The sequence below is a fragment of the Candidatus Phytoplasma pruni genome (genome assembly GCF_001277135.1).
Lineage (GTDB): Bacteria > Bacillota_I > Bacilli_A > Acholeplasmatales > Acholeplasmataceae > Phytoplasma > Phytoplasma pruni.
On sequence record NZ_LHCF01000002.1, the window covers coordinates 12485 to 34653 of the forward strand.

18 protein-coding genes, 4 tRNA genes and 2 pseudogenes are annotated in these 22169 nt (G+C 29.2%); 3 read left to right on the plus strand and 21 right to left on the minus strand.

What is annotated here, in order from left to right; all coding sequences use genetic code 11:
* Positions 1 to 17: 17 nt before the first annotated feature.
* From rpoC to CPX_RS00595, 19 genes and pseudogenes are all read right to left on the minus strand, one after another.
* Entirely contained in the window at positions 18 to 4340 is a 4323-nt protein-coding gene (rpoC, locus tag CPX_RS00505) for a DNA-directed RNA polymerase subunit beta' (RefSeq protein ID WP_053521314.1), read from the minus strand.
* A pseudogene (gene rpoB, locus CPX_RS00510) lies at positions 4337 to 8063 on the minus strand (DNA-directed RNA polymerase subunit beta). Before rpoB ends, rpoC begins: the two are co-directional and overlap by 4 nt.
* A gap of 162 nt (positions 8064 to 8225) precedes the next feature.
* The gene (gene rplL / locus CPX_RS00515) at positions 8226 to 8603 is read right to left on the minus strand and encodes a 50S ribosomal protein L7/L12 (RefSeq protein WP_053521315.1); all 378 of its coding nucleotides are present in this window, start codon (positions 8601 to 8603) and stop codon (positions 8226 to 8228) included.
* Between the two features lie 47 nt (positions 8604 to 8650).
* Positions 8651 to 9031, minus strand: coding sequence for a 50S ribosomal protein L10 (rplJ, locus tag CPX_RS00520; RefSeq protein WP_235443171.1), 381 nt, complete (start codon positions 9029 to 9031; stop codon positions 8651 to 8653).
* A gap of 173 nt (positions 9032 to 9204) precedes the next feature.
* Complete coding sequence (rplA, locus tag CPX_RS00525; protein ID WP_053521316.1) at positions 9205 to 9894, minus strand: 50S ribosomal protein L1; 690 nt, start codon at positions 9892 to 9894, stop codon at positions 9205 to 9207.
* A gap of 96 nt (positions 9895 to 9990) precedes the next feature.
* Positions 9991 to 10417: pseudogene (gene rplK, locus CPX_RS00530) on the minus strand (50S ribosomal protein L11).
* Positions 10418 to 10556: 139 nt separating this feature from the next.
* Positions 10557 to 11180: a transcription termination/antitermination protein NusG gene (nusG, locus tag CPX_RS00535; protein WP_053521318.1), complete on the minus strand. Its 624-nt coding sequence runs from the start codon at positions 11178 to 11180 to the stop codon at positions 10557 to 10559.
* Between the two features lie 51 nt (positions 11181 to 11231).
* Complete coding sequence (locus tag CPX_RS00540) at positions 11232 to 11621, minus strand: hypothetical protein (RefSeq protein ID WP_053521319.1); 390 nt, start codon at positions 11619 to 11621, stop codon at positions 11232 to 11234.
* A 27-nt stretch (positions 11622 to 11648) separates the two neighbouring features.
* Positions 11649 to 11792, minus strand: a complete 144-nt coding sequence (gene rpmG, locus CPX_RS00545; protein WP_053521320.1) for a 50S ribosomal protein L33 — start codon at positions 11790 to 11792, stop codon at positions 11649 to 11651.
* Positions 11793 to 11899: 107 nt separating this feature from the next.
* Complete coding sequence (rlmB, locus tag CPX_RS00550) at positions 11900 to 12598, minus strand: 23S rRNA (guanosine(2251)-2'-O)-methyltransferase RlmB (protein WP_053521321.1); 699 nt, start codon at positions 12596 to 12598, stop codon at positions 11900 to 11902.
* 37 nt (positions 12599 to 12635) lie between these two features.
* The gene (locus CPX_RS00555) at positions 12636 to 15056 is read right to left on the minus strand and encodes an HAD-IC family P-type ATPase (RefSeq protein ID WP_053521322.1); all 2421 of its coding nucleotides are present in this window, start codon (positions 15054 to 15056) and stop codon (positions 12636 to 12638) included.
* 61 nt (positions 15057 to 15117) lie between these two features.
* Positions 15118 to 16434 carry a cysteine--tRNA ligase gene (gene cysS / locus CPX_RS00560; protein WP_053521323.1) on the minus strand — a complete coding sequence of 439 codons (1317 nt, stop codon included), beginning with the start codon at positions 16432 to 16434 and terminating at the stop codon, positions 15118 to 15120.
* A 99-nt stretch (positions 16435 to 16533) separates the two neighbouring features.
* Positions 16534 to 17862 carry a glutamate--tRNA ligase gene (gene gltX / locus CPX_RS00565; RefSeq protein WP_053521324.1) on the minus strand — a complete coding sequence of 443 codons (1329 nt, stop codon included), beginning with the start codon at positions 17860 to 17862 and terminating at the stop codon, positions 16534 to 16536.
* Positions 17863 to 17985: 123 nt separating this feature from the next.
* Complete coding sequence (gene rpsI, locus CPX_RS00570) at positions 17986 to 18378, minus strand: 30S ribosomal protein S9 (RefSeq protein ID WP_200902619.1); 393 nt, start codon at positions 18376 to 18378, stop codon at positions 17986 to 17988.
* Between the two features lie 5 nt (positions 18379 to 18383).
* Complete coding sequence (rplM, locus tag CPX_RS00575; protein ID WP_053521326.1) at positions 18384 to 18857, minus strand: 50S ribosomal protein L13; 474 nt, start codon at positions 18855 to 18857, stop codon at positions 18384 to 18386.
* Positions 18858 to 19097: 240 nt separating this feature from the next.
* Positions 19098 to 19172, minus strand: a tRNA-Gly gene (locus tag CPX_RS00580).
* Between the two features lie 11 nt (positions 19173 to 19183).
* Positions 19184 to 19260: transfer RNA gene (locus CPX_RS00585), tRNA-Pro, on the minus strand.
* A gap of 28 nt (positions 19261 to 19288) precedes the next feature.
* A tRNA-Arg gene (locus tag CPX_RS00590) sits at positions 19289 to 19365 on the minus strand.
* A 52-nt stretch (positions 19366 to 19417) separates the two neighbouring features.
* Positions 19418 to 19493: transfer RNA gene (locus CPX_RS00595), tRNA-Glu, on the minus strand.
* 501 nt (positions 19494 to 19994) lie between these two features.
* Between CPX_RS00595 and CPX_RS03070 the strand changes: the two genes are divergently transcribed.
* The 3 genes from CPX_RS03070 to CPX_RS03180 all read left to right on the plus strand — a co-directional run bounded on the left by CPX_RS03070 (position 19995) and on the right by CPX_RS03180 (position 20890).
* Positions 19995 to 20192: a hypothetical protein gene (locus CPX_RS03070; RefSeq protein WP_053521327.1), complete on the plus strand. Its 198-nt coding sequence runs from the start codon at positions 19995 to 19997 to the stop codon at positions 20190 to 20192.
* 60 nt (positions 20193 to 20252) lie between these two features.
* Positions 20253 to 20531 (plus strand): hypothetical protein, encoded by a 279-nt coding sequence (locus CPX_RS03175; protein ID WP_053521328.1) that lies wholly within the window; start codon positions 20253 to 20255, stop codon positions 20529 to 20531.
* Between the two features lie 107 nt (positions 20532 to 20638).
* Positions 20639 to 20890, plus strand: coding sequence for a P-loop NTPase family protein (locus tag CPX_RS03180; RefSeq protein ID WP_053521329.1), 252 nt, complete (start codon positions 20639 to 20641; stop codon positions 20888 to 20890).
* Positions 20891 to 21087: 197 nt separating this feature from the next.
* Here CPX_RS03180 and CPX_RS03020 read toward each other — a convergent pair whose 3' ends face one another.
* Together CPX_RS03020 and CPX_RS00615 are read right to left on the minus strand one after the other, a co-directional pair.
* A complete protein-coding gene (locus tag CPX_RS03020; RefSeq protein ID WP_161802328.1) occupies positions 21088 to 21246 on the minus strand; it encodes a hypothetical protein in 159 nt (52 codons plus the stop codon).
* Positions 21247 to 21554: 308 nt separating this feature from the next.
* Positions 21555 to 21941, minus strand: a complete 387-nt coding sequence (locus CPX_RS00615) for a hypothetical protein (RefSeq protein WP_053521330.1) — start codon at positions 21939 to 21941, stop codon at positions 21555 to 21557.
* Positions 21942 to 22169: the final 228 nt, after the last annotated feature.

A 22169-nucleotide genomic window follows, 5' to 3' on the forward strand; every position in this document is an offset into this window, starting at 1 on the left:
AAATATACCTTTTTTTATTAAATACTTTCTTCTGGTAATGTTTTTCCCTCTTCAAGAGGTTTTACTTCAAGGTTTTCTTCCAGATTTTCTGGTTCAACCTCTGGATTAACCACTTGGTAAATTGGGTACTCAAAATGAGATGTTTCCAAAATACCTGTTCCTGCCGGAATCAAACCACCAACGATAACGTTTTCTTTCAATCCGTATAAATTATCTTTTTGACCTCTAATAGCTGCATCGATTAAAATTTTGGTTGTTTCTTGGAAGGAGGCTGCTGAAAGTAAAGAATCACTTTTCAACGAAGCTCTCGTAATCCCTAATAACACCGGTCGTCCTACAGCTAAAGTTTTGTTTTGTTTAATCATCTCAGTGTTAGCTCTTTTGAATTCTTTAATGGAGACTTCTAATCCCGGTAAGAAATGAGTATCACCTTCAGAGATAATTAAGACTTGTTTAAACATTTGGCGAACGATAATCTCAATGTGTTTATCGCTAATATTAACGCTTTGAGATTGGTAAACTTTTTGTACTTCTTCTAAAATGTATTTTTGTGTTTTTTCCACACTACTTGCTTTTAACATTTCTCTTAAATCAACCGAACCAGAAGTTAACCTTTGTCCTGCTTCAACGTGCATATTTTTCTGCACTATAACATCCGCATTACCATCAACAGTGTAAATATATTCTTCGTTCGGATTGTTATCAGGAACAATAATAATTTCGTAAGAAGAAGAAGTAATTTTTTTTACGTCTCTAACCATACCGTTGTATTCACTAATAATAGCTTTACCTTTTGGTTTTCTCGCTTCAAATAATTCTTGAATTCTCGGTAAACCTTGCGTAATATCTGCTACCGAAAGAACTCCACCAGTATGGAAGGTCCTCATCGTTAACTGAGTACCCGGTTCACCAATAGATTGAGCCGCTACTACACCAACTGCTTCACCTATTTCTACGTTTTTATTAGTCGCTAAGTTTAAACCATAACATTTAGTACAAATACCGTATTCACAATTACACGTCAAAACGCTTCTAATTTTAACTTTAGTGATATTAGCTTCTAAAATAACTTTAATGATTTCTCTTGTGATAACTTCGTTTTTAGCTAAAATAACTTCTTGTGCTTCTGGATGAATAATATCTTCTGAAGTAAAACGACCAAAAATTCTTTCTGATAAAGAAATTATTTCTTTTTCGTCTCTTGTAATAGCTTCTACGCTAACGCCTTTGTCGCTACCACAATCTTCTTTGATAATAATGATATCTTGAGCTACATCCACCAACCTTCTAGTTAAATAACCAGATTCAGCTGTTTTTAAAGCTGTATCAGTCGAAACTTTACGAGCTCCGTGAGTAGAAATAAAGAATTCATGCACTGTTAACCCTTCTTTGAAAGAGCTTTTAACAGGAATTTCTAATACTTCTCCTTTTGGACTATTCATTAACCCTCTCATCCCAGATAACTGAGAGAAGTTAGAAGCATTACCACGAGCTCCACTATCGCTAATCATGTATAAATGATTATCTTGGTGGAATTCTTGCATTAACCCTTCTTGGATCACATCACGAACATTTTTCCATTCTTGAATCACTAAGCCTTTTTTTTCTGAAACAGTCAAGAAACCTTTATCATAAAATTTTTCTATTTCTAAAATTTTATTTTCTACTTGGTCGATTAAAGCTTCTTTTTCAGAATAAACGTTAATATCTGAATGAGAAATAGTAATCCCTCCCATTGTAGAGTATTTAAAACCTAAGTTTTTAATATCATCTAACATTTTGGAAGTTTCAGTAATATTACTTTTCTTAAACACTTGGTCAATTATCATAGAAAGGAATCTTTTTTTGAAAGGTTCAGGTGGTTTAATATTAGCTAAATAATCGGAAGGATTAAAGCCTCTAGGAATGAAATAAACATCTGGCGTTCTTACTTCTAAATTATATAAAGAAGGTTCTTGAACATAGGGGAAATCACTAGGTAAAATATCGTTAAAAATCATTTTTCCTAAAGTTGTAACCAAATACTTGTTTTTTTGTGCTTCGGAGAAATAAGAGTCAATATTAGACGTTTTTACTAAAATTCGTGTATGTAAAGAAATTACTTTATTATGGAAAGCTAATTCAGCTTCTTTTAAATCATAAAATAATTTTCCTTCATTGCGGTGTTTGAATTGATGTTCTTCGTTCAGTTTTTCAGGATTAACACCTTTTACTGTACGATCTTTAACCTCTTCAATAGTTAAATAATAATTACCTAAAACCATATCTTGAGAAGGAGATAAAACTGGGTTACCGTTTTTAGGGTCTAAAATATTATTAGATACTAACATTAATAAACGCGCTTCAGCTTGAGCTTCTAAAGAAAGAGGAACATAAACTGCCATTTGATCGCCATCGAAATCCGCATTAAAAGCTGGTGTTACTAAAGGATGTAATCTAATTGCTTTGCCATCAATTAACTTCGGTTCAAAAGCTTGTATTCCTAAACGGTGTAAAGTCGGAGCTCTGTTTAATAAAACCGGATGTTCTTTAACAACTTCCTCTAAAACGCTCCAAACATATTCATTCATCTTTTCATACAACAAATTAGCGCTTTTTTTATCAACTCCTTTAGCTTCTTGCAATTTATTTAAAATAAAAGGTTTAAATAAAATAACTGCCATTTGTCTCGGAATACCACATTGGTGGATTTTTAAATCAGGACCAACGATAATAACTGAACGACCTGAATAATCCACTCTTTTCCCTAAAAGATTTTGACGGAAACGGCCTTGTTTCCCTCTCAATATTTCGGATAAAGATTTCAAAGGACGATTTCTTTCCACATTAGAAGTATTTTTTTTACTTACTTTTACATTATCAAACAAAGCATCAACCGCTTCTTGGAGTAGTCTTTTTTCGTTTTTAATAATTAATCTTGGCGCTTTTTGAATAATTTGTTTTTTCAAACGATTATTACGGTTTAAAATTCTTCTGTATAAATCATTAGTATCGGTCGTTGCAAAATGTCCACCATCTAAAGGAACAATAGGTCTTAAATCAGAAGGAAGAACAGGAATAACATCCATTACCATCCATTCTGGTTTATTATCAGATTTACTGAAAGATTCGATAATTTCTAATCTTTTAATAATTACATCTCTTTTTTGTTTAGAGACTTGTTTTAACATTTTTCTTAATTCTGTAACACTTTTTTCTAAATCAAGTTCTTCTAATAATTTTTTAATTGCTTCTGCCCCGGTTAAAGCGACAAACCCATTATTGCCAAAAAGTTCTAAATATTGGCTATATTGCAATTCTGTAATGATTTGTCTTTTTTCTAAATTAGTTTCGCCTGGCTCAAGAACGATATAAGAAACATAATAAACGATTTCGGATAATTCTTTAGCTTTAATGCCTAATAAAATCGCTAATCTGCTTGGCAAACTATTAACATACCAAGTATGAACGATAGGAGCTGCTAATTCGATATGTCCCATTCTTTCACGTCTTACTTTTTGTTCGGTAATTTCAATACCACAACGTGAACAAGTTTGACCTTTTTTTAAAGTTTGTTTTTTAGCACAAGCGCATTGTAAATCTTTGACAGGACCAAAGATTTTCGGACAAAATAAGCCACCGAATTCCGGTTTAGCCGTACGATAATTAATAGTTTCGTAATTAACAATTTCTCCATAAGACCATTGTCTAATTTCATGCGGAGAAGCTAAACGAATTTTAAAATATTCGTATTCTCTACTACCGTATTCTTTTTGTGATTTAAAGTCAGTTTGATCTTCTACACTAAAAGTAACTGGAGAAGAAAAACTTTTAGAACCAGAAGGAACCACATCTGTTAAAGTGGTTTTTTCGTTTAAAAAAGGATTAAAATTTTCATCTAATTCTTTTTTTATATTTATTTCGTAATCTTCTTCCTTTTCTAAATCATCTTCATTAAAATCAATGTCTTCTAAGTCATCATCTTCATAATCGTTAAAATCATCATTATATAAACTAAAAACTAACTCAATTTCTTCTAAACGATCCGGTTCGTCTTGAAATAACTGCAATAACATGGATTTATTAGTTTGAATTAAAGAACGACAATCCATAATTTTATTACTATGTAAAATTTCAATAATCTCTGGATTTAAATTTAAATTTTCTAAAGATTCAGGCAAATAGTGCTCTTTTAAAATTAATATTGTTTCAAATAAAAAGTCTTGTGGCAATAAAGTGTGGAGGTCTTTTAAAGTGTAATTGTTAAAATCAGATAACGAAGTAACACCGATTAATTTTAACGCTTCAATAGTTTTTTCCGACAGCGAAAGTTCTTCAATTTTAACATTTAAATTTATCATTGATAATGTTTTTCCTTATTATTATTAACTAAAGAATGATTAACTTTATTCTCTTTAGTGTCAGATTTAATTAATTCCACATGCAAACCTAAAGATTGTAATTCTTTTGAAAAAACTCTAAAACTTTCAGGAATAGAAGGTTTGGGTAGCGGTAATCCGTTGGTAATAGAATTATAAGTTTTATTACGTCCGATAATATCATCACTTTTCACAGTTAAAATTTCTTGCAAAGTGTGAGCGGCACCATAAGCATATAAACTCCAAACCTCCATCTCGCCAAACCTTTGTCCTCCGTTTTGGGCTTTACCACCCATCGGTTGTTGAGTTATCAAAGTATAAGGTCCTACGTTTCGAGCATGCAGTTTATCATCGATCATATGAGATAACTTAATCATATATAATGATCCTACAGAAATAGGATTATCATAAGGTTCTCCCGTTCTTCCGTCGTATAAAGTCATTTTACCATCAGGCGATAAATTAGCTTCTTCCATGATATTTTGTAAATCTTGGTTATTAAAGCCATCAAAAATAGGCGTTGCTACTTTAATATTTAATTTTTTAGCTGCCATACCTAAATGCATCTCTAAAATTTGCCCAATATTCATACGACTTGGCACGCCTAAAGGATTTAAAATAATATCAATCGGAGTACCGTCAGCCATATAAGGAAGATCTTCTTTCGGTAAAATCAAGGAAATTACCCCTTTATTTCCGTGCAATCCCGCCATTTTATCACCGACATTGATTTTTCTTTTTTTAGCGATAAAAATACGGATAATTTCGTTCACACCTGGTTTGGAAATAGGATCGCCGTTTTTAATAGAGAAATATTGTACACTTTGAACAATACCGCCATCTCCACAAGGATATCTTAAAGAAGCATCTTTGTAATCACGTGCTTTTTCCCCAATAACCGTTTGAATTAATTTTTCGTAAGGCGTCGGTTCAAAAACTCCTTGAGGAATGATTTTACCTACTAAAATATCGCCTTCTTTAACTTCAGAACCAGGAATAATAATTCCTCTTTCGTCTAAATTTTTAACCGCTTCAGCACTAACGTTGGGCACTTCACGAGTGATTTCTTCTTTACCAGAACCTTTTTTCAATTCTCTAGTTTGAATTTCGTATTTGTTAATATGAATAGAAGTATACATATCTTTTTGCACTAAATTTTCGGACATAATAATCGCATCTTCATAATTATAACCGTGCCACGTCATGAAAGCTACCGTTACATTTCTACCTAAAGCTAATTCACCTTGATAAGTTGAAGGACCGTCTACGATAAGATCGCCTTTTTTAATATATTCGCCTCTAACCACGATAGGTTTATGTAAAATTAAAGTATCTTGGTTGGATTTAACAAAAGTCGTTAATTCATAAGAACGTTCTTGTCCTGAATATTCTTTAATCACTATTTTTTTAGCATCAACGTATTTCACAATACCGCCTTCTTCAGCCACAATTAAGCAACCTGAATCTTTGGCGATTCTGTGTTCAATACCAGTAGCAACAGTTGGAGATCTAGGAATTAATAAAGGTAACGCTTGGCGTTGCATGTTGGCACCCATCAAAGCTCTAGAAGCATCATCGTGTTCTAAAAAAGGAATAGAAGAAGTTGCTACAGAAACGATTTGTTTCGGAGAAACATCCATATAAGTAATCTTATCAGCATCAAATAATCCTGTTTCACCGTTTCTTCTTGCGATCACTTTTAAAGTTTTAAAATTGTTATTTTCATCTAAAGGTGTAGAAGCGGAAGCAATGATTTGTTCTTCCTCTTGAATAGCTGTTAAATAATCGTATTCTTGAGTTACGTGAGAAACACCGTTTTCATGTTTCACTCTAAAAAAAGGAGTTTTAATAAAACCGTATTTATCTACTTGGGCGTAAGTCGATAAAGAAGAAATTAAACCGATAGAAGGTCCCTCAGGCGTTTCAATAGGACATAAACGTCCGTAATAAGAGTTATGAACATCCCTTACTTCAACCCCAGCGCGGTCACGATCTATACCGTCAGTTCCTAAAGCAGAAATTCTTCTTTTTTGGGTTAACTCGGCTAAAGGATTAATTTGATCCATGAAGTGAGATAAACGCGAACTACTAAAAAAAGTTTTTAAAACAATAGAAAGCGAAGAAAAGTTAACTAATCCTCCAGGAGCGATAGATTCGAATTTACTAATTGACATACGGTCTTTAATGTTTTTTTCTGATCTAGTCAAGCCAATACGGAATTGATTTTTTAACAATTCATCTATTAATCTTAATCTTCTGTTTCCTAAATAATCGATATCATCAACATGTCCGATATTCACATACAAGTTTAAGTAATAACTAATGCTAGCTATAATATCAGATAAAACGATGTTTTCTGATCTTTCTTCTTGATTATTACCAATTATTTTCACAAAAGTTTTGTTTTCTTTGTCATCTAAAAAATAAACTTCTAAAACTTCGTTAAAAACTTTTTAACGTCGTTTTCTTTTTTTCAACGTTTTGACCTTCTAAAAAGAATTTAACTATTTTTTCGTCAATCATTTCTTTATTCGCTTTTATAATAGCGATAACTTCGTCATTTAATATAGAATCAGCTTCAATTAAGATTTCACCTGTCTGAAAATTAGAAATATTATCTTTAACGTATAAGTTGTCATCTGTTTCGCTTTTTCTATAAGTCATGGTAAATTCGTTAGTCATTTCGTTTTCTAAATGATATTCAGAATTAACCAATTCCGTACGTAAATGTTGACGTTGATCTCTTAATTGTTCAATGATATCACGAGTTAAAAGAGTACCTTTAGGGAATAAAATCTCATGAGTATCTATATCTTTTAAATCTTTTGCTAAAAAAGTGTTTTTTACTCTATTTAAAACGTCTAATTTTTTATTAATTTTATATCTACCTACAGAAGATAGATCGTATTTTTTACGATCGAATAAACGCGTTCTAATGAACTCTCTCGCTGCATTGGCAGGCACTTTTTCCCCTTGATGTAATTTTGAATAAAGTTCCACAATAGCGTCACTAGAATTAGATTCTTCGTCTTTTTGAAAACTTAAATCCAATAATTCATTTTTTCCAAAAACATTTTCAATTTCTTCTCTCGAATTAAATCCTAAAGTATGAATGAATTTAGTTAAAGGTATTTTTTTAGAACGATCTAATTTAGCATATAAAAAATCTTTATTGCTTTGTTCGAATTCTATCCAAGCTCCCCTAGTAGGGATGATTTGACCTAAAAAAAGCATTTTATTCGTTTTATTGTCGAATTTTTTAGAAAAATAAGCCCCAGAAGAACGAATGATTTGTGCCACAACAACTCTTTCAGTCCCATTGATAACAAAAGTTCCTGAAGGAGTGATTAAAGGCAAATCAGCCATTAATATATGTGATCTTTTCACTTCTTTAGTTAAAACATTTTCTAATTTAACGTGGACAAACAATTCAGATGAATAAGTAAAATCTCTGTTTTTAGATTCTTTAATATCAAATTTCGGCTTTTCTAAAAAAAAATCTTCAAAATGTAATTTTAAATCACCATTATAACTTTCAATGGGAAAAATATCTTCTAAAGCCGATCTAATGCCTGATTCTAAGAATTTTTTAAACGAATTCTTTTGAATTTCTATTAAATTGGGCAAGGGAAAGTCATATTTCATTTTCGAATAGTTGCGTCGTTCTACTTTATTACCATATTTAACGTTGCGATATCTGCTCATTTTTTACTCCAATGCATCATTTATTCATTTGTCGAAAGAAAATAGATAAAATCAAGTCTTTAAAATAACCTTTTTATATGATAAAAAATATAAGTCAAAAGACAATAAAAAACCTAAGATTTTTTCCTCAGGTTTTTTACTAATAATATTTTTTAACGAATATTATTTTAATTCTACTTTAGCGCCTAAAGCTTCTAATTTAGTTTTAATTTTTTCCGCTTCGTCTTTGCTAACATTTTTTTTAACAGTAGCATCAGGTGTTTCAGTTAAATTTTTAGCATCTACTAATCCTAAACCTGTAATTTCACGGATCATTTTAATAACATTTATTTTGCTAGAACCAAAGTTTTTCAAAATAACTCGGAATTCTGTTTGTTCTTCAACTACAGCAGCTGAGTCAGCGCCGTTACCGGCTAAAGCTAATGAAGCAGAAGGATCAATTCCGAACTCTTCTTTTAATCCATCTACTAATATTTTAATTTCTAATAAAGACATCCTTTTTAAAGATTCAATAAAAACCTCTTTAGTTAATTTAGTCATTTGTTTGATTCCTCTCTTTTGTTATCATTTTAACAATTTTATATTTATTATTCTTTTTTAGATAAAATATCTAATCCGACGGATAATTCTTTTAAAGGCATTAACATGCCTGAAGCTAACATAGTTAACAATACTTCTCTTGAAGGCAAAGTAGCTAACTCATGCATCATTTCAACTGAATATATTTTATTTTCAACAAGTCCAGAAGAAATTTTAACAAATTTATTTGTTTTAGAAAAATCATATAAAACCTTTAACGGTGAAATTAAGTCATCTTCGCTAAATAATAAAGCTTTTGAGTTTTTAAAATCAGCTAAATCTTGATGATCAACAGAAACAAAAGCTCTTTTAATGATGTTATTAGAATATAATTTGATATTGCTGCCAAATTCTCTTAATTGTACTCTTAATTGAGTAAAATCACTCACTTTAAGACCTTTATATTCAAATAAAACCACTAATTTAGATTTGTTTATTTTTCCGTTAAAGTGTTAACGTTTTTTATTTTCTTTTCAATAACAGATCTTAACATATTTTTTTATCACTTTCTATTTATTTGTATATATCGCACACTACAAATATTTTTTCAAAAAAGTTTTTTTTAACTCATTAAAGTATGATCAACTCTAACACCAGGAGCCATTGTAGAAGAAAGAGTCATGGATTTGATAAAATTACCTTTTACTGTTTTAGGTCGCGCAGAAGCTATATGTTTGTATAAAAACTGAGCGTTTTCAAATAATTGTTCTTTACTGAAAGAAGTTTTTCCTAAAATAGTGTGTAAATTACCATTTTGATCAACTCTATATTCTATTCTCCCTTTTTTAATATCTTTAATTAAAGGAGCTAAGTTGTCTGTAACTGTTCCTAATTTAGGGTTAGGCATTAAACCTTTAGGACCTAAAACACGTCCTAATTTGGACACACTTGGCATCATTTCAGGAGTAGCGATTAAAACATCAAAATCTAACCAATTTTTAGTGATTTTATTCACTAATTCTTGGTCTCCTACTACATCAGCACCAGCTTCTTCAGCTTCTTTAACTTTCATCCCTTTAGCTAGAACAGCTACTTTTAGCTTTTTACCGCTACCATGAGGTAACACTAAAGCGCCACGAATATTTTGTTCTGCTTTTTTAGGATCAAGATTTAAAGAAAAAATACATTCAACAGTGGCATTAAATTTAACTAATTGAGTTTGTTGAACTAAATCAACTGCTTGCGAAACTGAATAAGATTTTTTAGAATCTATCATTTGACGCATAGCTAAATATTTCTTACTTCTTTTCATATTTAAAAAAACCTATTTAAAATTTAAAACCTTTCTAGGACGTTATTCAAAATAAAATCATTAAAAATATTTATTTCCACTAATAAAGGAAATAAATTATTTTTCAACTACAATACCCATATTAAGTGCAGTACCTTCTATTATTTTACAAGCACTATCAACTGTATAAGCATTTAAATCAGACATTTTTAATTTAGCGATTTCTTCTATTTGTTCATATTTAATGGTTGCTAATTTACTTTTGCTAGCGTTAGCAGAGCCTTTTTGGATATTAGCAGCTTTTTTTCAAAAGATCACTAGCTGGCGGAGTTTTAGTAACAAAAGTAAAACTTCTATCATCGTAAACAGAAATAATCACTGGAATAACAAAACCCATTTGATCTTTAGTTTCTTCGTTAAACTTGGAACAAAAAGACGGAATATTTACTTGAGCCTGACCTAAAGCTGGACCTACTGGTGGAGCCGGATTAGCTTTCCCTGCAGGAATTTGAAGTTTTACAGTTTTTACAACTTTTTTAGCCATTTTATTCAAACCTCTTTTTTTATTAATTTGTATTATAAAAAAAATTATATATTTAAAAATTTAAGAAAATAAAATAATAACTGAGATATTATAACATATTTACAGCATTAAAAAAGACACTAATTCAAAAAAACAATCATTAAAGGACTGCTTTAAAAGAATCAAAAGAAATTTCGATAGGTGTAGCTCTTCCGAATAGATCAATTTCAACAATAATTTTATCTTGATTATGATCTACAAAAGATACTTTACCAATTTGACCAGCAAAAGAACCGTTAGTGATTTCTACCTGTTTACCGATTAAATAATCGTAATTAGGCTTAGCGATGATCCCCATTTTTAATAAAATAGGTCTTATTTCGTTATCACTCAAAGGAACGGGTTTAGAACCGCCTCCTCTAATAGAACCTAAAAAACCAGTCACTTTCGGAATGTTTCTTACCACAAACCAAGAATGATCAGTCACAACCATTTTAACAAACACATAACCAGAATAGATTTTTTTCTCTCTTGTTTGTTTAGTGCCGTCGGCTTTAGTTTTATAATAAGTTTCTTTTGGGCAAATAGCGTCTAAAATTAAACTGGAAATACCAACGCCGCTATCAGCAATTCTTAATAAATCTTCTTTAACAGAATTTTCATAACCTGAATAAGTTTGAATGATATACCATTTGGGTTCATTATCGTTGTTTTTTTTGCTATTTTGCTTTTCTTGCGTTTTATTAACAACTTTATCTATTTCTTTTTCTTTTGTATCTATCATATTCAAACACCCTAAATTAATATAATTTATTTTCTATTAAATCATTATATCTTATTTATTTTGAAAATACCCACTACATTTGGAAATATAATCTTTATAAAGCGTTTCAAAGTTTGTATTCATTGTTACTAAAATCAAGATAAAAATTAAAACCTGTATAATTTGGAAAAAAATTTGCTTACCTGTCGGTAGGCTAACCGTTTTCATACCTTTCATGGTGTTTTTCATCAAGACAACAACACTTAATAAGAAAACCGCTAAAGCAGCGCCAAATAAGACTTTATATAATGATTTTTCTTGATCTTGTTTTATAAAATCGCCAAAAACGCCCATAAACACCATAGTCAAAACGATCAAAAAAACATTGATCAAACCATATTCTTGTTTGATTATTTTAAACAAAGGATTTGCGTGTTTTGCTTCTTTATTTTTATATGACATAAAAACTCCTCTAATTTAATATTTGATTTATCTAGATTCTTCATGTAAAACGTGTTGTTTACAGTGAGGACAATATTTCTTCAAAGTTAAACGATTACTTCTATTATGATCATCAGTAGGATAATTACGATTTAAACATACAACACATATTAAAATATTTTTTTTAGTCATTTTTCAGAATCCTTCTTTTTTTAAAGATAAAAAAATAAATTTAAGTAAATCAAAATATATCCTCTTTATTTTAACATATTTTTTGAAAATTAACGAAATATATTATTTTATTTCATTTGTAAACCGAACATAATCACAGCCGCAGCTACACTAACGTTTAAAGAATTGATTTTCCCACTCATCGGAATCCGTACTAAGTAGTCACAATTTCTCTTCAACAAAGGTCTAACTCCGATACCTTCATTACCCAAAATAATAGCAAAAGATTCGTTTTGAGGGATTTCGTTAAACACTAATTCTGCTTTTATATCGGTTCCAATTACCTTAATACCGTGTTTTTGAAATTGTAAAATAGTGTGGTGTAAATTATTAACTAAAAAAATATTAACGTATTCGAAAGCTCCACTAGAGGTTTTAGCCACTATTCCGTTTAAAAGAACTTGGTGTTTTTTACCTATAATAACGCCGTCAAAATTAGCAGCTTCCACGCTTCTTAAAATGGCTCCTAAATTGTGAGGATCATGTATTTCGTCTAAAATTAAAAATTTTTGTATTTTATCAGTCGATAAATAATCCGCTAAATTTTTATAAGTATAATCTTGGACTTCAGCAACAACTCCTTGGTGTTGAGTGTTTTGCGCTTTTTCGTTTAATTGGTGTTTATTTAACATCTCATATGTCAGATTATGGTTTTTTAAATGGTTTAAAAACGCTGTATCAGTCATTTTTACATCAATGTATATCTTATAAATGGGTCGTTTAGCGTTAATGGTCTCTTTGATGATATTTTTTCCATAAATAATCATGATTTTAATTCTTTCCTTGAAATTACGTTGATAAGCATTATTTATTAAACAATTCCTGCTTAAAAGCGGTTAATTGTTTAATAAATATCATGCCTAAAACAAAAATGATATTGATAATAGCTAAAAGTATAAAAACCGTTAAATGGTTATATATTTTATCAGTAATATTGAACAATACTTTTTGGAATTCTCTTTTTCTAAAGAAAGTCCAATGTCCAAAGGTTAAAAAACCTACAATCATAGAGTGAAATAATAGTGTTTTCCATTTATTAAAAGGAAGACAGTTCTTAAATAACAAGAAACAGAACATAAAGGAAGTGATTAACATCAACAAAACTGAAACATGATCATGCCTTTTCGTCTGATCGCTCCATTTCACATGCAATAAGTAAATATAATTAAAAGCAATTAAAGAAGCAAAGAAAAAAGCGTTTTTTAAAATATTGTTTAAAAAATTTTTATTTAAAGGTTTATCGTTAGGTTCTAAAGATAAAAAGAAAGACGGGGTTCCGATGAAAAAGATATCAATTAAATTCCATTTTAAAGGATCAAAAGGGAAAATTATACCATCCATTGAAGAGTAATAATTGTGGAAAATAGTAATGACTGCTAATAAAAAAGATAAAATAGATTTTACTAAAAATAAAACTGAGTTTTTTTCTAAATTATTAATTACTCTTCTACCTTCAGAAACAACTTGCGGTAAAGAACTAAAATTAGAATCGATTAAAACTAAATTAGCTACATTTTGAGCTGCTTGACTACCGGAAGCCATAGCGATCGACATATCTGACTCTTTAAAAGCTAAAATATCATTAACACCATCGCCAATCATCGCGACTTTTTTATTATCTTGTTTCAAAGTTTTAATTAGAATTTGTTTTTGTTCTGGCGTTACTCGCCCAAAAACGTCGTATTTATGAGCTATTTTAATTATTTCTTTTTCACTTAGACCAGCTAAACTGATAGCTTGTTTTTTGCTTTCAATAACGCCTATTCTTTGGGCGATATAAGAAATAGTAGAAGGATTATCACCAGAAATAATTTTTATTTGAATCCCTAAATTTTTAAAATAAGTCACGGTATCAAAAGCATCTGCTTTAATTTTATCTTCTAACATAATTAAGAAAACAGCTTGATATTCAGTATTATGATCCATTTGTTCTATACTTTCACTAGTTTGAGCTAACAATAACACTCTATAACCCATTTTAGCGTGTTTTTCGACATCTTTTTCTATTTTAGCAAATTTTTTTTTGAAAATAATTTCTGGAGCTCCTAAAAGAAAAGTGCCTTCTTTCTCAAATTCTACGGCGCTATATTTTCTTAAACTAGAGAAAAACTCAATCTTTTTGATTTTATGATTCCCTTTGAGAAAATAATCATTCTTTAAAAATTTATGATGTAGAGCTTTTTGCGTTGGGTTATCATCCGGAAAAGCGCTAATAATACTAGTCATTAAATCTTCAGAAACTTTTTTAGCTTCCGGATAAGAATAAACTTCTTTGACTTCCATAGTTCCATCAGTAATAGTGCCAGTTTTATCTAAACATAAAATATCTATTTGGGTTAACATCTCAATCCCGAATAAATCTTTCATATAAGCATTCTTTTTCGCTAAATTAACGAAACCAACCGCTAAGGACATGCTAGTCAATAAGAATAAACCTGAAGGCATCATTCCTATCATAAAACCACTTAAACCTAAAAGGAATTCTGATTTATTTTCAGTGCGAATGTTAGATTCGTAAGAAAAATAAAAGATAAAAGTAGTAGGGATTAATAAAATCATTATCACCATGACTAAATTAGCGAAATTTTGCATTAAAGGGGTTTTGATGTTTTTATATTTTTTTGCTTCATGGGTTAATTTAGAAATATACATCTCATCACCCACAGCCGTAATTTCCGCACAAGCACGTCCGGAAACAACATAACTACCAGAATATAAAAAATCGCCTTTACTTTTGAAAACCGTTTTAGATTCTCCTGTTAAAAAAGATTCATTTACTTCTAAAGTACCTTCAGCGATTTTAGCGTCTGCTACAATCTGAGCCCCTAATTCTAAAAATAAAAGGTCTTTAACTACTACTTCATTCATAGAAACCGATTTTAAAACGCTATCGCGCACTACATGAGTATCATTAGACATTAACAAAGAAATCTTATCTAAAGTTCTTTTAGCCTTAATTTCTTGGACAATACCTAAAGATAAATTTAAAAAATTAACCAATAAAAACAATAATTGATCGTATCTTTTAATTGCCATAATAATAATAAACAGGATTAAAACTAATAAATTCAACAAAGTGAAAACATTAGAAACAATAATATCTTTCACACTTTTACTGTTCTTATCTTTTTTAAGATTTTTTTTTCTTTCTTGTAGTTGTTTTTCTACTTCTACTTGCGGAAGTCCTGTAAGGTTAAAAAATTTGTTATCAGTTTTTTTATTCATAATCATAACCTACCATTTTTGATATCGACTTTATCATTTTTTTTAGGAAAAAGATGTTTTTTCAAATAAAACTTTTTTCTTCTAAAAGTTTTCTTAAAAGATCTGCTTTTTTAAAATCTTGATTTTGTCTCGCTTGAAGCCATTTTTGATAAAGAGTTACATCTTTGGGAGTAATATTTTTTAAAGGTAAAGAAATCCCTAAATGTTGAAACAAATATAATAAAGTGTTTTGTAATTCCGACATTTCGATCAAAACATGAGTTTTATTCAATTCTTTGATAATTTGATCTATGAGAGTGACCACATTAGGAGTATCAAAATCATTTTGCATCAACTGATGAAATTGTTGTAAATAAGCTAATTTTTTATTAGAAGCCTTTGTATGATTCATTTTTAATTGAAAATTGTTTTTATTTAAAGCATGAACTATTTTATGATATTTAGTTTGTATAGGTAAAAGCAATTCATAACTAAAATTAATAGGTTGTAAGTAATGATGTGATAAAAAAAAGAATTTAATCACGTTAGCTTCAAAATCTTTTAACACATCTTTCGCTAAAACAACGTTATTTAAGGATTTACTCATTTTTTGTTTTTGGTAATCCACCCGTCCTATATGAACGAAAAAATTAGTTAAAGGTTTTTTTTGACTAGCTACAAACTGAGCTTGTTCGTTTTCATGATGAGGAAATTTCAAATCATTGCCACCACCGTGAATATCAATAGTGGTTTTAAAAATATCTTTAATCATGACAACACATTCAGTATGCCAACCAGGTCGACCTAAAAACCAAGGACTTTCGTATTGAACGCCTGTTTCGGTTTTTTTCCATAAAATAAAATCTTCAACATTTTCTTTTTGAGGATCTAACTCTTTACGAGCGTTTTTTTTCAATTTAGTTAAATCTTGTTTACTTAAAATACCGTAATTATCAATTAAATTAACACGAAAATAAACGCCTGTTTCGGTTAGATAAGCATAACCTTTTTGCATTAAATCTTGGATAAAAGTGATAATAGACTTGATATAATTGCTTACCAAAGGAAATTTATCAATGGTATCAATATCTAGTTTTTTTAATAAAGTAAAAAAAACTTGAATATAATGTTGAGCAATTTGAGCTTCTGTGGTATCGTTAGCTAAAGCAGTTTGAATGATTTTATCATCTATATCCGTAATATTAACGACTAATTTAACCTTAAAATCTAATAAAGTGAAATATCTTTTCATCATATCAAAAAAAATTAAAGGCTTGATATTGCCGATATGAAGGTGATCATAAACAGTCGGACCACAAACATAAATATTAACTTCATTTTCAGTTAAAGGGATAAAATTTTCTTTTTTTTGAGTTAATGAATTATAAATTTTCAACATGATATTCCTTTTACTTTTTTAAAATAAGATATTTGTTAATTAATGATTGTTTTTTTTATCAGATAGTTTTTTTAACTTAATAAGTTAATTCTTTTCAAATTAGAGACTTAAAATAGTTTGGATATTTTTTAAAACAGTTTCTTTCCCTAATAATTCTAAATAAATAGGTAAATGCGGGCCATTCATTTGTAAAGTGGATGCTATACGAATTAAAATAAATAAATTTTTACCTTTTAAAGAGGATCGTTGTTCTAATATAGTAATACTTTCTTTGATGTTAACAGAATCAAAATTTTCTAACTTATATAATATATTATATAAAATTTGCACCAAGTTAAAACCTTTATTTTCTTTAATAAAGGTTAAAAATTCTTCTTTAACTTCTTTCGGTTCTACAAAAAAGCTTTGGTATAAGCGTACTGTTTCTGCTAGATAACTAATTCTACTTTGAAATAAAGACACTATTTTGGTTAATTTCTCCTGAGAAATAACAATCTTGGCTTGGTTAAAAAAAACGGCTGTTTGAGAAACTAAATCCACAAGAGGCATTTTTTTCAAATATTGGCTATTAATAAAGGATAATTTGGGTACATCAAAAATAGCGGGCGCTTTAATAAAGCGTGTTTTATCAAATAAAGACACCATTTCTTCTAAAGAAAAAATAGTTTTATTACTTTTAGGGGCGAAACCTAAGAGAAACAAGAAATTAAATAAAGCTTCTGGAACATAACCTAAAATCATGTATTTTTCAATAAATTGAATTACATTCTTATCTCTTTTACTGAGTTTCTTTTTCTGTTCGTTTAAAATTAAAGAAATATGCGCAAAAGTAGGTATTTCCCACCCAAAAGCTTGATAAATCATCATTTGTTTCGGAGTATTGGTAATATGTTCTTCACCGCGAAAAACATGAGAAATCGCCATTAAATGGTCATCTATTGCTACAGCATAATTATAAGTTGGATAACCATTTTCTTTCATAATGATCCAGTCTTCGATTTCTTTACTGTCAAAAGATAAAGAACCTCGAATTAAATCTTTAAACTCATATTTGGTTTCAGCAGGAACTTTAAAACGTACTACATATTTAGAATTATCGTTTTGGTATTCTTTGTAAGCCAGTTTTTTTTCTAACAATATTTGGGTATATTTTTGATAAAACGTTAATCTTTCGGATTGTCTATAAGGTCCTAAGGATCCGCCAATATCAGGCCCTTCGGTCCATTTGATACCTAACCAATTTAACTGTTCTAATTGTTTTTTTTCACTGTCAGCGACGTTTCTCTCTAAATCAGTATCTTCAATTCTAATAATGAATTCACCTTGATAACGCGCAGCGAATAAATAGTTAAATAAAGCGGTTCTAGCATTGCCGATATGTAAAAAACCGGTCGGACTTGGGGCGTAACGTACTCTTATTTTTTGCATCTGCTTTCTCCTTCTAATAAGCTCATTATATAATAAATTATTTTAATAAAGTATTTTAAAATTAAAAAAGAGCCTTTTTTAAAAGGCTCTTCATACTAGTGAAAAATATTATTAAGAAATAAATTAACGTTTGGAAAATTGAGGTGCACGACGAGCTTTTTTTAAACCGTATTTTTTACGCTCAACACAACGTGAATCTCTAGTTAATAAACTAGCTTTTTTTAAAATAACTCTTAAATTAGGTTCAGCTTCTAATAAAGTTCTAGCAATGCCTAAACGGATCGCTCCAGCTTGGGAAGTTATTCCGCCGCCGTAAACATTCGCAACCACATCATACTTTTCTAAAGTATTAGTTAATTTTAAGGGTTTTAAAGTTTCTAAACGAGTTTCTTGAGAAGGGACATAATTAGTAAAATCTCTTTTATTAATTTTAATTTGTCCTGTGCCAGAAATTAAAATAATTCTCGCTACAGAACTTTTACGTCTGCCTGTTCCAAAATATTGATTTTTCTTCATTTTCATTATACCTCTAACACTTTAGGTTTTTGTGATTCGTGTCTATGCGATTCGTTGGCATAAACAAATAATTTTTTACGCATTTGGCGTCCAAGTTTAGTATGCGGTAACATGCCGAAAACAGCTTTCTCAACAATTAAAGTAGGAGATTTTTTCAACATATCAGAAACCATTACTTTAGTTAAACCGCCTGGATAACCTGAATGTCTGTAATAGGTTTTTTGTTCCCATTTTTTACCTGTTAAATGGATTTTAGAAGCATTGATAACTGCTACATAATCGCCATTATCAATATGAGGAGTATAATGAGTTTTACCTTTGCCTTTTAAAACAGAAGCTACTTTAGTTGCTAAACGTCCTAAAGTTTTTCCTTCAGCGTCTACTATATACCATTTTCTTGTCGCCATTTGATTGTTAACGCTAATAGTTTTATTATTTAACTTTAATTCTTGTTTTTGTTCTACGTTTATGTTATTCATGAATAATAATGTTGCTCCTAGAAATATTTTATATTTTAAAATTTTTTCATCCAAATTTTAAAATTGCGCAAAATGATTAAATGTACTTACTAATTATAATACATTGCTGCCAAAATGTCAACTTGCTTTGTAAAAAAAATCAAATAAAAACAAAAAATAATATTAAAAAGAAACAATTATTTCTTAAAAACATCAAAAATAATTAATTTTATTTTTTGTTTTTATTGGAATAAATCGATGTGGAGCGAATGATGGGAATCGAACCCACATCTCTAGCTTGGAAGGCTAGGGTAATAGCCATTATACGACATTCGCCTTTGTTTTAATGGTCGGGAAGACAGGATTTGAACCCGCGACCTCCTGGTCCCAAACCAGGCGCTCTACCAAGCTAAGCTACTTCCCGCTTTAAAATTGTATATTTAAAATTAAAATGGCACACTCAAGAGGACTCGAACCCCTAACCTTCTGATCCGTAGTCAGATGCTCTATCCAATTGAGCTATGAGTGCCTATATCAATTATTGAGCTATGAGTTGCTTTTTAAGTTGTTTTATTTAAAATTGGTGACCCGTACGGGATTCGAACCCGTGAATGCATGCGTGAAAGGCATGTGAGTTAACCGTTTCTCCAACGGGCCATATTTGCATAATTTAAATCTTAAAAAATAAAATAGTGCGAAATACAATAGTAAAAATAAATTTTATTAACAAGAAATATTAATAGGATATTTTTAAATTAATGTCTTCTCAAAATGAATTAATTAATTTAAAATAACTTTTATTTTTTAACCGTTTAAGATTTTAACAATATTTTTGAATAAAGTCAATCTTTTTTATTAATTTTTTTGAAAAAAACAATAGAAAGCAAACATTAAATATTTATTCTGTAAATAAATATTGGAAAATGTTATTTTTTTTATTATTGACTATTTCATTATAATATAAAAAACTTTTGATTAAACAAAAAAGAAAAAATTTTGACAATAAACAAAGACTAAGTCAAAATAGTCTTTTTTGATTATAAAAAATAGCAATTATTTCTTAATTAAAATATTAACTTATCCTTTTGCGCGAAGATGTTTTTTTAATAATATTCACAAACTTCATCTGTTTGACAATTTTCTGTTTGTTGTTCTTGATTGTTTTGGCAACCGCAACCTTATTCTTTATTGTTCATTTTTTCTTCGTGGTTATTCGGAATCGAACAAAAAGAAATTATTAATACTAAAAAACCTCAATTAACATTAATTTGTGATTACGAATTAGTCGATTCCCAAGGTAAAACTTATGATAATGGCCTTCAAACTGTTGAAAAAAACATCTCTAATTTAGCATAATAAAAAAACTAAAAGAACAAGGAAACTCCTTGTTCTTTTTTTTAAAAAAGGAAATAAAATATGATTATTAAAAACAAACCAAAGCAAATTTTTAATTTAACTAAATTAATGATATTCATAATAATATCAATTATTTTATGTTTAGAAAGTTATGTTTGGATTCATCATCAAACTTTAATGGAAATTGAAAAAAATCTCACAACAAATCATAAACAATTAGAAACCCAAAATAAAAATCTCCAAAAAATAACAACCACTAATTTACAACAATTAATAATCAAGAATAATCAAATTTTCATTCTTCTAATAACCAACAATTCCCTTCTTTCAACCAATTAATCAGGTTCAAAGAAGAAAAACAAGCCGTTGATGGTTTCATTGATTATCTAAATAACAAATCTAATTATGAAAACATCGGTGTAATTGAAACGCCCTTAGGCATCTTAATGTATGGAATCCCTGGTACAAGTAAAACAACCTTAGTTAGAGACTTTGCCAAAGAAAATAATCTCCCCTTCACTTTAGAAGCTGGTTCAGAAATTGCCAATGTGGTAAACCAATTCAAAACCGAAATGACATCATTTGAAAATGACCCTGAACATCCTATCTTTATTATTGGAGCAACGGCGATGATTACCTTTCTTACACTTCTAAGAATGCCTTCTCCGTATAATACTAATCTGCATCGCTACCTCTGAATTTAATCTTTTATTTTTTTAAAATTTTATAATTAAATTATAACTTAAATAAAGTGGTTTGTCAATCGTTTTTTTAAAGAAAATAAGAGATTTGTTAAAAACTTGGTTATGAGGGAGGATGAGAAGAGGGTGAGAAAGGATATAACTTTTTAAATCTTTGTTATATAGGTTCTTTTCTTGCTTATCTGATAGTATTATTATTGTTCTGGAACTAATTTATAATTAATAATACATTTAATTTTGTTTTTGGAAACAGATTCTTTGAATAATTGTAATTTGTCATTATTATCTAATTTATCAACTTTTAATTGAATTTTATTATACACTGTAAATTTTTTATTTTGATCTTTTTTCATTATTTTTAGTTTATTTAATATTATATATATTTTTATTGTTTTTACAATCTTCTTAAGTTAATAAAAAAGACCTCATTCAAATAAGGTCTTTAAGGCGAAAACAATGTTCTTTAATGATCAATGATTTCTTTCGCTGAATCATCAGAATTATAATAAATAGTTCTTTTTAATTTTTCGTTTTCAAGGTCGTATTCTTACACCATATTTCTTTTGTTATCTTGGATATTATAGTAAGTTTTTTTAATCATTTTACCATTATTAGGGTGAAATTCAATGTCATAAAAACGACCAAACAAGCCTTTAAATATTTAGATAGGTGGTCGGTAAGTTTCATTGGAAAAAGTCATCTTTTCAGATATAGCGGGCGGTGGTGTAGTGTCTAAATAATCTAATTTCCATTGAAAATCTTTTAAAACCATTGAAGTACCTAAATTAATATTATCCAAAAACCATTCATCATTGATAAAACCTTTTTTATATTTGTATTGATGTTTATTTCCTTCGCTATTGTAAAGGGTTTGACTTTCTCTATATAATTTTTTTCTGATTTCTCTGCCTTTATATTCTCCTTGTTTGATATAATATTGTTTTTTCCATTCTTTTAAATCGTTGTCGTAATCATCTTTATTTTCATATTTTTCATGAGTTCCAATATTGTTTTTCGGAGGTAATTTTCGGGGCGTCTGATAAAACATAATTAGCCCTAAAATAAAACATAATATCAATATGGAAGATATTATAGCGGTTATAATGCATTTTTTTAGTTGTCGCCAATTTTTTGAGTTTTATCTTTTCTTTCTTTGATTGTTGTTGTAGCAAAAGTATAATTAATAGATTCTTAATGTATGCTTAAAAATGATTTGCTTTTTTTATTTATGTCTCTATTATACGTTTGTTTTGCAATAGTTTGAGGGCAAAAATTA